We start from the raw sequence: 14,422 nt of genomic DNA on the forward strand, positions 1-14,422 counted from the left end.
TGAGAGGGAGGAATGGATTAATTCCGCTCTAACATGTCTGAAAGTTGGATTGAGATGTTTGTATGAAAGACTGAAATGCACTCGGAATTACAATTCAAGTTCTGTACGTAGTGCTTTTACATAATTACGACTTACAGAAAGCTTTTCTCGAACACCTTCTAATTCAAGCTGATAAGCACCATTAAACCATGGGGTCAGGCGCGTCACGTAGTGAAGATTAACTAGATATCCTTTATGAATTCTAAAAAACGAAAAGGAGGATAGTCGGCTTTCAAGTTCTTTTAGCGCCATCTTCACTTCGTACTCGCCATTTTTTACAACGATCCGTGAGACTTTTTCATCGCGAAAAATAAAGAGGATATCATTGGGATCGAGGTAATGAATCTCACCTTCTAGTTCAACTGAGAGCTTGCCTTTCTTTGGCGGAGGTTCTTCTTTAGTAGATACTTGCATCAACTTCTCTAGACGTTGTACGGTTTGATGAAGCTGTTCTTCATCATAGGGTTTCAGAAGATAGTCAATCGCTTCATATCGAAAAGCTTCTGCAGCAAATTCAGGATAAGCGGTCGCAAAAACGATTAGAGGAGATTTCTTAAGTTCCAATAAGGCTTTTGCTGCTTCCATCCCATTCATTTTGGGCATCTCAACATCAAGAAAAACAACATCTGGTTGAAGTTGAAGTGCTTTGATCACTGCTGTTTCACCTGAATCAGCCTCACCGATCACATTTATCGACTTAAAATGTGAGAGTAAATGAACGAGTTCCTGGCGGCTGTATCGTTCATCATCCACGATTAAACATTTCATTTCGTTCATCTATTAGTCCTCCATTAGTGGAATCAAAAAGCAAATGGTTGTACCGTTGCAAGGCTCGCTATGAATGGCAAGGCTTGCTTCGCTTCCAAATAGCATTGTTAGGCGACGATTAACGTTATAGAGGCCAAGCCCTGTACCAATTTCTGACGACACGTGTACTCTACCAAGCTCTGGTAAACGATCAGGGGAAATCCCTTCACCGTTATCAGTTACGCAAACAGTAACCCCGTTTGGATTTTGAGCAATTGCAATTTCAACAAGACAATCGTTTTCCTTATTTTTGATACCATGTTTAATAGCATTCTCAACAATCGGCTGTAACGTGAGTGGAGGTAATTGGACGGATAATACACTTTCATCGATTGTATATTTAACGGTTAGTCTGTCTACAAATCGTGCTTCTTCCACTTCAAGGTAGGCTTTCACGTGTTTTAACTCCTGGTTAAGCGAGGTCATGTTCGCTGTAGTACCAGATAAATTTTGTCTTAAAAAGTGTGAAAGGGAAACGAGTAATTTACGTGCTTTATCAGGTTCAATACGAATTAACGAAATAATTGTATTCAGTGAATTAAAAAGAAAGTGCGGACTGATTTGTGCTTGTAATGCTTTGATTTCGGCTTCTTTTGCAAGCTGATAGGCTTTATCCGCTTCAGCTATTTCTAACTGATTACTAAGAAGATTGCTGAGACCGAGAACGAGCTCAGTAATAATATGGGTGATCTCTTTTTCCGATCGGAAATAGAATTTTAGCGTGCCGATTGTTTTACCTCGCTGTTTAAGGGGAGCAATAATGGCTGCTCCAAGCGGACAATTCTTCTCAGCACAGTGAATGGTTTGATCATTTGCTATAACAATTTCACCTTTATGAATCACGTCTTTTGTAATGGTCGTTTGAATCTCGTGTCCTGATTGATGATGGTCGTTCGCAAGGCCAACGTGACTTAAAATGTGTGTACGATCCGTTATCGCTACTGCGCTACCTTCAATTTCTCGATGAAGAATCTGACAGACTTCATGAGCTGAAGTCTCAGAAAGCCCTTGTCTTAGATAACCAAGTGTTTGATCTGCGATACGAAGGGTTTTCTGTGCCTGAAGCGCACCAGCTTTTTCTTCCTCGTTTACAACATTTTTTATGATAAGGAGGAAGAGAGCACAGCCAATTCCGTTTGCGAGAATCATTGGAATTCCGATCACTTCTACAAGAGCCATGGCATTTTGAAACGGTTTTGAAAGAAGCAAGATAATGAGCATTTGAACGGCTTCTGCACCTGCACCGATCATAAAGGCTGATCGAAGTTTTACATGACGGTTTCGTTTGTGTAGAGAGCCAGCGATAAGTCCAGCAATAATGGAGGCAAGTCCACAAGCTACTGCTGTAAATCCACCAAGCATATAGCGATGAATCCCTGCAATTAGCCCTGCACCAAATCCAACCCTCTTTCCACCAAGAAGTCCAGCAAGAACGACTCCGATTACTCTTGAATTCGCGATGGCTTCGTCAGAAGAAACTTCAAGTGGCCATGAATTAAATTGGAGTGAATCTGTACTAAATGTTAATCCTGTATATGTTCCGATGATCCCAAAGAAACCAAAGAAGCCAATCGCAACATACTGCTGCTTACGAGCAAGCTGATCGCTGTATATCATATCTCGGAAGAAGCGAAAGCGGGTTAGCACAAACGCAATTGTGACGATAATGCCAAGTCGCTCTAGCATCGTAAGCAAGAGTTCGAACATGAGGGAAAGCTCCTTTCTGGTCTTTCTGGTGCCTGTCACCACCCGGTTTAAGTCAAATTCTGTCGAATGATAAAGCGGTTACTTCTTATTATACGTGTTTTAATGAAGAGATAAAATGGATGGAAGAGAGAAGGCGAATCACTCACACATAAGCTACGATTTCATCTAGCCTCTTATTTTTACGTTTGAATATCAAATTTCCTTAACCGGTACTGCAAGCTTTGTCTACTTAGACCTAACACTTTTGCGGTTTTTGAGATATTGTTTTTGTTTTCTTGAAGCACCTTTTGGATATAAACTTTTTCAGCTTTCTCCATTTGTTCTTTCAATGGGATAATTTGATTGGAATGATGTATGGTAAGTTGATTAGCCTCAATCAAATGCCTTTCTTTTTGTAATGGCGATTTATTTCGATACTGAATGGGCAAATGAGAATAGTGTATGATGTCTTCGCTCATCATTAAATTCATTGCCCCTTCAATAATATGTTCTAATTCTCGTACATTCCCTGGCCAGTCGTAAGCTTGAAATGATTCAGAGACTTCCGTATCTACTCCTTTAACATCCATTTGAAAGAGATCGTTATATTTTGAGATAAACGAATCCACTAATAAAGAGATGTCCTCTTTCCTTTCTCTAAGTGGAGGGATAAATAGAGTCACAACCCCAAGTCGGTAATACAAGTCTTTACGCATTCGTTCCTTCGCAATGGCTTCAATGGGATCTTCGTTCATTGTAGCGATGATTCTAACGTCAATGGCCTTATCTTCTGTGTCACCAATGCGCCGAATTGTTTTTTCCTGTAGGACTCTCAATAGTTTCGCTTGTAAATTCATACTTAAAGAATTAATTTCATCAAGTAATAACGTCCCGCCTTCTGCTTGTTCAAATAAGCCTGGTCGCTCAGTTGCTCCTGTAAATGCGCCTCGCTTCGTACCGAACAGAAGGCTTTCAATCAAATTATCAGGTAAGGCAGCACAGTTTTGCGAAATAAACGGAGCGGAAGAACGGTGGCTACCATTGTGGATGCTTTGAGCAAATAATTCTTTTCCTGTTCCGGTTTCCCCAACGATCAAAACAGACGACGATGTTCGTGTGCTTCGTTTTGTATTCTCAATCACTTCTTGAATGGCAAGACTATCTCCAATAATGCTATCGAATGTGAATCGAGTGTTTCCTTTTCGATTCATATTGTCACGAATTAACCGTTCAAGCTTTGTTACGTCGTTAGAAATCTCGACAGCGCCTTTAATAGTTCCATTTTCTAAAATGGGAAATGAGTTGTTAATTGTTGTGATTTCTTTCCCTTTATTATTGAAATACGTTTGCTTCACATTCGACGTTTCGATGCCTTTTTGAAGTGCCTTAACAAGCGTGCTGCTCTCATTCGCTGAGAACATAAAGACATCTAATAAATATTTATCAACAACATCCTGACGATCCATGGCTTCAATTTGCATCATTTTAGGATTATAAATGATCGTTTTGCCTTTTTCATCAATCACATGAACGCCGACGTCGATTTCATCGATGATTTTTTTGTATACATGATTCATAGTTTTAAGTGCTTTCCAATCGTTCTCCGTTTCATTATCCAAGTTACGTACCTCCTTTGTTACTACCGCTATTGTATGTATGGAAGTACATGGATTGCAATATTATTTTGCACACACATGCAAAATAAATCAATTGTATGCAAAGAGGTTTTGCATGGTGAAATTGAATAATCCCCGTCCTTCCTAAGATTTAATCGTTTTAAAAAGTTGGCATAAAACTTGCTTGTTACTAAGGAGAGGGAGAGCGAAGTTCTTTTTGCTCCTCTAGGTGAGGCGAACTTTTAAAGGAGGAAGAACATGAAGACACAAACAACGACTGAGAATGTGATTGAAAAAACAACCCAATTTGGAGCGAATAACTATAACCCGCTTCCAATTGTTATTACGGATGCAGAAGGGGTGTGGGTGAAAGACCCTGAAGGTAACCGATATATGGATATGTTGAGTGCTTATTCAGCAGTTAATCAAGGACACCGTCATCCGAAAATTATTCAAGCCTTAAAGGACCAGGCAGATCGCATTACATTAACATCCCGAGCTTTTCATAACGACCAATTGGCTCCGTTTTATGAGAAGGTAGCAAAGCTAACAAATAAAGCAAAAGTTCTTCCAATGAACACTGGGGCAGAAGCAGTGGAAACCGCTATTAAAACGGTGCGACGCTGGGCTTATGATGTGAAAGGCGTTTCAGAAAATCAGGCTGAAATTATTGCATGTGTCGGAAATTTCCATGGACGTACAATGACGGCTGTATCTCTCTCTTCTGAGGCTGAATACCAGAGAGGATTTGGTCCAATGTTACCGGGAATTAAATTGATTCCATACGGTGATATTGATGCGCTACGAAATGCCATTACACCAAATACAGCTGCTTTCCTATTTGAACCGATTCAAGGAGAAGCAGGGATTGTCATTCCTCCAGAAGGCTTTTTAAAGGAAGCTTATGATGTTTGTAAAGAAAATAATGTGCTTTACGTTGCAGATGAAATTCAAGCTGGTCTTGGGCGCTCGGGTAAAACATTTGCGTGCGATTGGGAAAATGTTGAACCGGATATTTACATTCTTGGAAAAGCGCTAGGCGGAGGCGTCTTCCCAATCTCATGTATTGCTGCTAATGAAGAGATTCTTGGTGTCTTTAATCCTGGCTCACACGGATCCACATTTGGTGGGAATCCGCTTGGCTGTGCCGTTTCCGTTGCTGCTCTTGAAGTTTTAGAAGACGAACAGTTAGCTCAGCGGTCACTCGAGCTTGGAAACTATTTTCAAGAAAAATTAAAGGAAATCGATAACCCTCTAATTAAAGAAGTACGTGGTAAAGGATTATTTATCGGAGTTGAATTAACAAAGCCAGCAAGATCTTACTGCGAAAAGTTAAAAGAAGAAGGGCTTTTATGTAAGGAAACGCATGATACGGTGATCCGATTTGCGCCACCGCTTATCATTTCAAGAGAAGATCTTGATTGGGCCATAGCTAAAATCGTAAATGTGTTGTCCAAGTAAGAACAATAAATAAGATGAGGTGTCTACATGGAAGCGGCAGTTAGCCAACATTTAAAGCAGGCTGAAAAACAAGATACGGAATCACTGAATTTATTTTACTCCACTCAAATCGTTGTGAAGGAAGCACTGGATCAACTTGGCTATTCAGATGAGGTGTATGAACTTTTAAAAGAACCAATGAGAATGCTAACTGTCCGCATTCCCGTTCGAATGGATAATGACAAGGTTCGAATTTTTACCGGATATCGGTCCCAACATAATGATGCGGTGGGACCGACAAAAGGTGGGGTGCGATTTCATCCAGAGGTGAATGAAGATGAAGTGAAGGCTTTATCTTTATGGATGAGTTTAAAGTGTGGAATCGCCAATTTACCTTACGGCGGAGGAAAGGGCGGGATCATTTGTGATCCTCGTGAGATGTCATTCCGAGAATTGGAACGGTTGAGTCGTGGTTACGTTCGCGCGATCAGCCAGATCGTTGGTCCAACAAAAGATATACCTGCTCCAGATGTTTTCACAAATTCTCAAATTATGGCCTGGATGATGGATGAATACAGTCGGATTCGTGAATTTGATTCTCCGGGATTCATTACGGGTAAACCAGTTGTGCTTGGTGGCTCTCATGGAAGGGAAACAGCAACAGCTCGTGGCGTAACGATTTGTATTGAAGAGGCTGCTAGAAAGAAAGGAATCAAGCTATAGGGAGCGCGCGTCGTAATTCAAGGGTTTGGAAATGCTGGTAGTTTTTTAGCGAAATTCATGCATGATGCAGGAGCTAAAATTATTGGGATCTCCGATGCCTATGGTGCGATCTATGATGCCGATGGATTAGATATTGATGACTTGCTAGATCGCCGCGATAGTTTTGGAACGGTGACAACGTTGTTTAAGAATACGATTACGAACAAGGAACTGCTTGAGCTAGACTGCGATATCCTAGTTCCGGCGGCGATTTCCAATCAAATCACCATCGACAATGCTTCAGCTATTAAAGCTTCCATAGTAGTGGAAGCTGCGAATGGACCGACAACAATCGAGGCCACTAAAATTTTAACAAAGCGGGGCATTTTACTTGTTCCCGATGTGCTTGCAAGTTCAGGGGGTGTGATAGTCTCCTATTTTGAATGGGTTCAAAACAATCAGGGATATTATTGGACAGAGGAAGAAGTAGAAGCAAGGTTGCGAAAAGTGATCGTTGAGTCTTTTGCGAAAGTTTATGAAATCTCAAAAACTTACCACGTTGATACAAGGTTAGCAGCTTATATGGCAGGAATTCGAAAGATGGCAGAAGCTTCAAAGTTTCGAGGTTGGGTTTAGGTCGAGCGGCTTTTAAATGACTGTAACGAAAGGGAGGATGAAAAAAATGAATGAGATCGTTCATACAATCAACAGTCCTTACTCTGGAACAATTGAGCAAGTCGTTACACAGCCATTGGATCACGTATATGAGTGGGAAACATTGTTTTTAGTTAAGACAGTAGAAGGTAAACTTGAACACGTTAATGTTGGGGCGAGTGGACATCTCCTTTCAATAGAAGTGAGTCAGGGAGAAGAGATTACACCTGTTACAGTGCTAGGAACATTGAGAGATGATTTGTTAATAACCGGGAGCGATTGAAGTGATAGAAACGCAACACCCTTTTCTGTATAAGCGGAAAGGGTACATAAGTAGACCGTGGGCAGTCAAATTGGAGGTAAGCGAATGAGGAAAAGCGGCAAAGAGATGACTTTTGGTTTAGCAATTATACCGTTTATAGCCATGATTATTGTGATGGGTTTTACCATTGTCGTGTTTGAAGGAAGTGCGCACATCCCTCTTATTTTAGGTGCTTTTGTATCCGCTTTCATAGCGTGGTTTGTTGGTTATAGCTGGGGTGAAATTGAATCTAGTATTTATAAAGGTATCCGTCTTTCATTGCCAGCGGTGGTTATCATCATTCTTGTCGGGATTGTCATAGGAGCGTGGATTGGCGGGGGAATTGTTGCAACGATGTTTTATTATGGCTTAAAGCTCATTTCGCCTGCTTTTTTCTTAGTTTCTATTGCCGTCATTTGTGCGATTGTCTCAATTGCGACTGGAAGTTCGTGGTCAACGATGGGAACAATCGGCATTGCGGGAATGGGAATCGGAATGAGTATGGGGATTCCTTCAGGTATGGTCGCTGGGGCGATTATTTCTGGAGCCTATTTTGGCGATAAGATGTCTCCTCTATCAGACACAACGAATCTAGCTTCTGGAACGGTTGGAGCGAATTTATTCGAGCATATCAAGCATATGACGTATACCACCATTCCGGCGTTTATCATTGCGCTTAGCGTGTACTGGTATCTAGGTGCAAAGTTTTCCTCTAATAAAATTGATTTTGAGAAAATCGAATCCATTATGAAAGTGCTACAAGATTCTTTCGTTATTTCGCCATGGTTGCTTTTAGCGCCTGCACTCGTCATCGTATTGGTATCCAAAAAGGTACCCGTAATTCCGTCCCTAATGGCTGGTATTATACTAGGATTTCTAGCAGACATTTTTGTACAGGGTGGCGATGTTGGAACAGCTGTGAATACATTACAAAACGGCTTTTCCATCGAGACGGGAAACGCAACAATCGATGAACTTTTTAATCGTGGTGGTATTGACGACATGATGTACACCGTATCACTCGTTATTTGTGCGATGACGTTTGGTGGAATACTGGAGAATACGGGAATGCTTAATGCAATCGTAACTCAAATTATTAAAATAGCGAAGACAGCAAAGGGCTTATTAACGACGACGGTGATGTCGGCATTTGCGACCAATGTTCTAACAGCAGAGCAGTATATTTCAGTCGTACTCCCAGGCAGAATGTATGTAAAGAGATATAGAGAGCTAAATCTTCATCCGAAAAATTTATCACGTGGGATTGAAGATGGTGGGACATTAACTTCTGTGTTTGTGCCATGGAACACATGTGCTGTATTTATATTTGGTACGTTGGGAGTGTCTGTAATTGACTATGCGCCATATGCGATTTTAAATTACCTTGTTCCTATTCTTTCGATTGCCTTTGCGTGGAGTGGTTTAACAATTGCTTATATGACGAAAGAAGAGAGAATGAATTGGGTAGAGGATGAGGATAAGGTAGAGGATGTTGGATAATAGGTTAGGTATTTTAAGGAAAATATGAAAAGCAGAATCCCCTCTGAAAGGGATTCTGCTTTTCTATCTTTTTGGAACTCATCCACAAAGTTCAGTAAGTATCTTTTGAATTGTGTAGATGCTATCATCCTTCTTAAACTGCTTCGAGAAGGTAGGAGTCTGTGAACTGGAAATCCAGATTTTAAGCTCTGCATCAAGATCAAAGTGTCCTGCCGTTTCAATGCTGAAGTGCGAAATGCTCTTGTATAGAACAGAATGATATTCCACTTTCTTACCTGTCATGCCTTGCTTGTCCACAAACAAAAGGCGTTTATCTGTAAAGACGATTAAATCCCTCACAAGCTTAAATGCAGCATTCACCTCTTCTGTTTCTGAAAGAATGGTAGATAGCTCTTTTTGCACATCTTCTTTCTTCATCGTTGAAGCATTCCCCATAAATCCGCTTAAAATACCCATTGTAACTCCTCCTTCACATTTGTATTATGTTCTCCCTCATATTCTAGCATAGGTAGTGCCTGTCACCACCCGAACGGGCTCGAATGCTGTCGAGCAATATATGGATAAAAGAAGAGGTTCTTGCATACGTATCGTATGATGCTCGTGATAAATACGAGTTAGCTATACGATCAGGATTAACGGCAATTATTTCTTATTTATAGGAGGGGTAACAATGCCATTTTTGAATATTAAAGATGATGTAGAGCTTTATTATGAAGATGTTGGTATGGGGCAGCCTGTGATTTTCATTCATGGCGTTTGGATGAGTAGCCGCTTTTTCAAAAAGCAGCTTCCGTACTTTAGACAAAAGTATCGTGCGATTTCTCTAGATTTAAGAGGTCATGGCCAATCCTCACACGTTCAAACAGGGCACACAGTGGCAAACTATGCTCGTGATCTGAAGAAATTTATTGACCAGCTTCATCTTAAGGACGTAATGCTAGTTGGATGGTCAATGGGGGCATTTGTAATATGGGAATACTTGCAGCAGTTCGGTGAGGATAACGTGAAGGGGACAGTTATTGTTGATGAGCTAGCATCGGATTTTAAGTGGCCAGATTTTGAAATAGGCGCATTTGATCTACCGGCACTCACCGGAATGATGAGAGAGATTCAATCGGATCAAAAAGGTTTGCTTCAAGGATTCATTCCATTGATGTTTAAAAAAGATTTGTCTGAATCTGAGCTCGAGTGGATGTTAGCAGAGACAACCAAAATGCCTGCTTCCATTGCAAGCGCGATTCTTTTCGATCAATCCATCATTGACTGCCGCCCTTATTTAAACCAAATAACGAAACCAACGCTATTGTGTTTTGGAAAAGAAGAAAAGCTCATCCCAGTAGCAGCAGGGGAGCACTTAAATCGAGCGATCCCTAACTCGAAACTTGAATTGTTTGAAGAAAGCTGTCACTGTCCGTTTATAGAAGAAGCTGATAAGTTTAATCGAGTTGTTGATGAGTTTATTGGAGGTTTAAATTAGTGCCTGTCACCGCCCGATTAAGCTCAAATTTTGTCGAAATAATAAAAGCTTAGAAATTAAATAAACGTTTAATTAAGAATAGAGTGTGGACCTATTAAGGTTCGCACTTTATTTTTTGCTAGATAGAGGAGAATTTCGAAACCTGTCGAATGTTTAAATTTGGAATGAAATGATAAACGGGGAGGGTGAAATCTCGAGATAAGTATTCATGTTAAGCTAACTATATTAGCTGAATTAAGAAACAACTTTCACAGCAAAGAAGGAGTCAAACATGACAAAAATTTGGTTTAATAGATGGTTTACTACTGTGGCACATTACATAGAGTTAATTCGACAAAACGAAGATGGAGCAGAATTTGAAGTGTATGGTTCACACCCGAACGAAGATGCTTTGTATTTACAGTATTGCGATCATTCTTTTGTTGAACCTGATATTAGTGGCGATGCGTACGTTGCGTATTGTCTACAAGTTTGTGCTGAAAAGAACATCGATTTGTTCATACCTCGTAAAGAAAATGTCCTCATCTCGAAAAACCTTTCGAAATTTCACAGCATCGGTGTAAAAGTTCTCGTATGTGACGCAGAATTAATGGCTCTTATGGATAATAAAGCGGCTATGTACCAATCCATTCTTACAAAGGAAGCAGAGAAAAAGACATCGCTCGTTCCTATTCCAGATTACGCAGTAGTTACCAATGTAGAAGAATTCAAAAAAGCTTATCAACATCTTCGTAAAAAAGGTCATACTGTCTGTTTTAAACCTGTGATTGGTGAAGGTGCCAATGGTTTTCGGGTTATTAGTGAGGGGCAGGAAACGATTGAAGAACTTCTTACGGGTGGGGTATCTAGAAGAATTTCAATAGAGCAAGCTTGCTCTATTTTAAGTCAGAAAGATTCGTTCCAAGACTTAATGGTCTTAGAGTACTTAGATGGTTATGAGTATAGTATCGATTGTCTTGCGTATGATGGAGAGCAGCATCTTGCTATCCCTCGTAAGAAAGTTGAGGGAAGAGTAAGAGAACTTGAGAACAATGAAGAGTTACTAGAGATTGCACGAGCTATTCATAAGGAATATAACATTGATTACATCTCAAATATTCAAGTTAAGTTCAGCAATGGAATTCCAAAGCTTCTTGAAATTAACCCAAGGATGGCTGGGGGATTGAATATTAGCTGCTTATCGGGCGTAAACATCCCGTACGAAGCGATTAAACTGTTGCAAAATGGTGGTAATCCGTTCCTTAATTTAAATCCAGAAATGGGTGTTCGCGCTAGCCATATAGAAAAAGAAGTTATTCTTTCTTAATTTAAAGGAGGCACTCTGATGAGTATTACATTAATGAAGAAAAACGCTGGTATTATTTTGAAGAAAAAGAATTTAGATCAAGTTGTAGCTAGAGTAGGTCTTGTCCTTGATATTAGTGGTTCAATGCGGAAACTATACAAAGAAGGCGTCGTTCAAAAAGTCGTCGAGCGAGTTCTTGCAGTCGCAAGTCAATTCGATGATGATGGTTCACTAGATGTATGGGTATACGATAATGAGTTTAGTCGATTAAAGCCTGTAACAGAATTTGATTTCGAAGGTTACGTGGATCGTCAAATTCTTTCGAACGATCTCGTTCATAAATTTGGTCGAAATGATGAACCTCTCGTTATGGAAGATGTCATTAGTAAATACGTAGAAGAAGATCCATCGAAAGAGCCCGTGTTCATTGTATTTATTAATGATGGGGGCTGTAAACGTGGAATTAAGAAAGCCATTGTCGAATCTTCAGACCAACCTCTTTTTTGGCAGTTTATTGGTATAGGAGATTCAAACTTCGATGTACTTGAGAAATTGGACACAATGACGGGACGGTTCATTGATAACGCCAACTTCTTCCATATAGGAGATATTGACCGGACAAGTGATGAAGTGTTGTACAATAATCTTCTAAATGAATTTCCTGATTGGTTGGAGGAAGCAAAGGATAAAAGAGTTATTCAGTAAGTAGCTAGTTCCCTATGTTAACAGAATCGACAAAATCTTTTCATTTTATCGTTGTTGCTCAATGGTTAAAGGATTCATTTTAGCTGAAAATATGTTAGTTTTAAATAGAAAGAATTCATTTTTCTAGTTAAAAACAATTTTTTTGTTGAAACATGAAACTTTCTGAATCTAGGCACGTATTACAGAATAGGCAGTTAACTATTAAACTTAACACGCACCATCTCATATTTAACTTAAATCTACTAACAGGAGTGAAACGATTTGACAATTTCTTTGCAGAAAGGTCAACGAATTGACTTAACAAAAGGAAATGCCGGCTTATCGAAAATTATGGTTGGCCTTGGTTGGGATCCAGTTGAGCAAAAGAAAGGTGGTCTTCTAGGCGGTCTTTTTGGAGGCGGAAGCGGCGGCGCTAACGTTGACTGTGATGCTTCTCTCCTTATGCTCGAGGACGACAAATTAACTTCTAAAAAAGATTTAATTTACTTCGGTAACTTAAAAAGCGCATGCGGAAGTATCAATCATACTGGTGACAACCTGACTGGTGCTGGAGACGGTGATGACGAGCAAATTATGGTTGATCTCAGTAAGGTGCCACAGCGTATTACAAAACTCGTTTTTGTAGTAAATATCTATGATGCTGTGAAACGCAAACAGGATTTTGGTATGATTCAAAATGCGTTTATTCGCGTAGTAAACCAGTCGAATCAAGAAGAAATGATTAAATTTAATCTCACAGATAACTATTCTGGTAAGACAAGCCTCTTTGTAGCAGAAATCTATCGCCACGGCAGTGAATGGAAATTTGCCGCGATTGGTAATGGAACGAACGATGCTGGCTTAAGCGACATTGCAAAAAAATATTAAACTACTAAAATTCTAAAGGGGTTGACGAGCATGGCTGTATCATTATCTAAAGGACAAAAAGTAGATTTAACAAAAACAAATCCAGGTCTATCAAAGGTTATTGTAGGACTTGGATGGGACACAAATAAATACGATGGCGGAAATGACTTTGACCTTGACGCAAGTATCTTCCTATTAGACAGCACTGGTAAGTGTTCTTCTGATAAAGATTTTGTTTTCTATAATCAAACAGAAGGTGGCGGCGGTTCGGTTGTTCATACAGGCGATAACCGTACTGGTGAAGGAGAAGGAGATGACGAACAAGTAAAAGTTCATCTTCATGATGTTCCAGCTGAAATTGAGAAAATTTCTTTCGTCATTACGATACATGATGCTGAAGCGCGTAATCAGAATTTCGGACAAGTATCTAATGCATTTGTACGCATTCTAAATGAAGATTCAAACGAAGAGCTCATTCGTTATGATCTTGGAGAAGATTTCTCGATTGAAACAGCGATTATTGTTGGAGAACTTTACCGTCATAATGGCGAATGGAAATTCTCTGCAGTAGGATCTGGTTATCAGGGAGGACTTGCTAGAATCGCAACTGATTTTGGTTTACAAGTCGGATAAACTCTTCTTTTTTGGCAAGAGGGATGCCTCCCTCTTGCCATTCCAATATAAACGCGAATTGGGGGATCACATTGGGAATTCAACTATCTAAAGGACAGAGAATTGATTTAACAAAGACTAATCCAGGACTCGTTAAAGGACTTATTGGGCTTGGTTGGGACACGAACAAATACCAGGGAGGCTCTGACTTTGATCTAGATGCATCGGCATTTTTAGTTGATGCAAATAATCGTTGTCAGGACGATCTGGATTTTATTTTTTATAACAACTTAGAGCATCCAAGTAAATCAGTCATTCATACAGGTGATAACCGAACAGGTGAAGGTGATGGAGATGATGAACAACTGATCGTCGACTTCTCAAAAATTCCTGCGCATGTTGATAAAATTGGGATCACCGTCACGATACATGATGCTGAAACACGCCACCAGAACTTTGGACAAGTATCAAACGCATTTGTTCGTCTTGCGGATGAATCTTCTGGAGAAGAGCTATTGCGATTTGACCTTGGCGAAGATTTTTCAATTGAAACAGCCGTCGTCGTTTGTGAACTATATCGACACGGTAACGAATGGAAATTCAATGCAATAGGTAGCGGGTTCTCAGGTGGACTTGCATCCCTTTGTAAAAATTATGGCCTTGAGGTTTAAGGCTTAGCTAGTTGACATTAGGAGGAAACATCAAGTGGAAATCTTACAAGAAATTCTAAACACATATGCCTCTTTCTTTGA

Annotated in this window: 13 protein-coding genes and 1 pseudogene; 10 read left to right on the plus strand and 4 right to left on the minus strand. The window is 40.0% G+C overall.

The features are described from left to right. Positions 1-87: 87 nt before the first annotated feature. From AC0VYJ_RS02110 to AC0VYJ_RS02120, 3 genes are all read right to left on the minus strand, one after another. On the minus strand, positions 88-816 hold the full coding sequence (locus tag AC0VYJ_RS02110) for a LytR/AlgR family response regulator transcription factor (protein WP_283153128.1): 729 nt from the start codon (positions 814-816) through the stop codon (positions 88-90). A gap of 3 nt (positions 817-819) precedes the next feature. Further along, positions 820-2,553 (minus strand): LytS/YhcK type 5TM receptor domain-containing protein, encoded by a 1,734-nt coding sequence (locus AC0VYJ_RS02115; protein ID WP_475366402.1) that lies wholly within the window; start codon positions 2,551-2,553, stop codon positions 820-822. 179 nt (positions 2,554-2,732) lie between these two features. Next, positions 2,733-4,109 (minus strand): sigma-54 interaction domain-containing protein, encoded by a 1,377-nt coding sequence (locus AC0VYJ_RS02120; RefSeq protein ID WP_475367442.1) that lies wholly within the window; start codon positions 4,107-4,109, stop codon positions 2,733-2,735. Positions 4,110-4,406: 297 nt separating this feature from the next. Here AC0VYJ_RS02120 and AC0VYJ_RS02125 point away from each other — a divergent pair, with 297 nt between their 5' ends. From AC0VYJ_RS02125 to nhaC, 4 genes and pseudogenes are all read left to right on the plus strand, one after another. Then, positions 4,407-5,609, plus strand: a complete 1,203-nt coding sequence (locus tag AC0VYJ_RS02125; RefSeq protein ID WP_475366403.1) for an ornithine--oxo-acid transaminase — start codon at positions 4,407-4,409, stop codon at positions 5,607-5,609. A 27-nt stretch (positions 5,610-5,636) separates the two neighbouring features. Further along, a pseudogene (locus AC0VYJ_RS02130) lies at positions 5,637-6,926 on the plus strand (Glu/Leu/Phe/Val family dehydrogenase). A 46-nt stretch (positions 6,927-6,972) separates the two neighbouring features. Continuing rightward, entirely contained in the window at positions 6,973-7,227 is a 255-nt protein-coding gene (locus AC0VYJ_RS02135) for a biotin/lipoyl attachment domain-containing protein (RefSeq protein WP_475366404.1), read from the plus strand. Between the two features lie 84 nt (positions 7,228-7,311). Beyond that, entirely contained in the window at positions 7,312-8,745 is a 1,434-nt protein-coding gene (gene nhaC / locus AC0VYJ_RS02140) for a Na+/H+ antiporter NhaC (RefSeq protein WP_475366405.1), read from the plus strand. 78 nt (positions 8,746-8,823) lie between these two features. Here nhaC and AC0VYJ_RS02145 read toward each other — a convergent pair whose 3' ends face one another. Beyond that, positions 8,824-9,201: a PH domain-containing protein gene (locus AC0VYJ_RS02145; RefSeq protein WP_427391586.1), complete on the minus strand. Its 378-nt coding sequence runs from the start codon at positions 9,199-9,201 to the stop codon at positions 8,824-8,826. A 214-nt stretch (positions 9,202-9,415) separates the two neighbouring features. Here AC0VYJ_RS02145 and AC0VYJ_RS02150 point away from each other — a divergent pair, with 214 nt between their 5' ends. The 6 genes from AC0VYJ_RS02150 to AC0VYJ_RS02175 all read left to right on the plus strand — a co-directional run bounded on the left by AC0VYJ_RS02150 (position 9,416) and on the right by AC0VYJ_RS02175 (position 14,341). Further along, positions 9,416-10,222, plus strand: a complete 807-nt coding sequence (locus AC0VYJ_RS02150) for an alpha/beta fold hydrolase (RefSeq protein ID WP_475366406.1) — start codon at positions 9,416-9,418, stop codon at positions 10,220-10,222. Positions 10,223-10,493: 271 nt separating this feature from the next. Next, the gene (locus AC0VYJ_RS02155; protein WP_475366407.1) at positions 10,494-11,528 is read left to right on the plus strand and encodes an ATP-grasp domain-containing protein; all 1,035 of its coding nucleotides are present in this window, start codon (positions 10,494-10,496) and stop codon (positions 11,526-11,528) included. 15 nt (positions 11,529-11,543) lie between these two features. Continuing rightward, positions 11,544-12,212, plus strand: coding sequence for a vWA domain-containing protein (locus tag AC0VYJ_RS02160; RefSeq protein WP_475367443.1), 669 nt, complete (start codon positions 11,544-11,546; stop codon positions 12,210-12,212). Positions 12,213-12,473: 261 nt separating this feature from the next. Next, on the plus strand, positions 12,474-13,079 hold the full coding sequence (locus tag AC0VYJ_RS02165; RefSeq protein WP_475366408.1) for a TerD family protein: 606 nt from the start codon (positions 12,474-12,476) through the stop codon (positions 13,077-13,079). 30 nt (positions 13,080-13,109) lie between these two features. Next, positions 13,110-13,691 carry a TerD family protein gene (locus AC0VYJ_RS02170; protein WP_194222367.1) on the plus strand — a complete coding sequence of 194 codons (582 nt, stop codon included), beginning with the start codon at positions 13,110-13,112 and terminating at the stop codon, positions 13,689-13,691. 71 nt (positions 13,692-13,762) lie between these two features. Further along, the gene (locus AC0VYJ_RS02175) at positions 13,763-14,341 is read left to right on the plus strand and encodes a TerD family protein (RefSeq protein ID WP_475366409.1); all 579 of its coding nucleotides are present in this window, start codon (positions 13,763-13,765) and stop codon (positions 14,339-14,341) included. Positions 14,342-14,422 lie beyond the last annotated feature (81 nt).

The organism is Anaerobacillus sp. 63XJN7_5_ISO-PGPR-S23-430, from assembly GCF_056173695.1.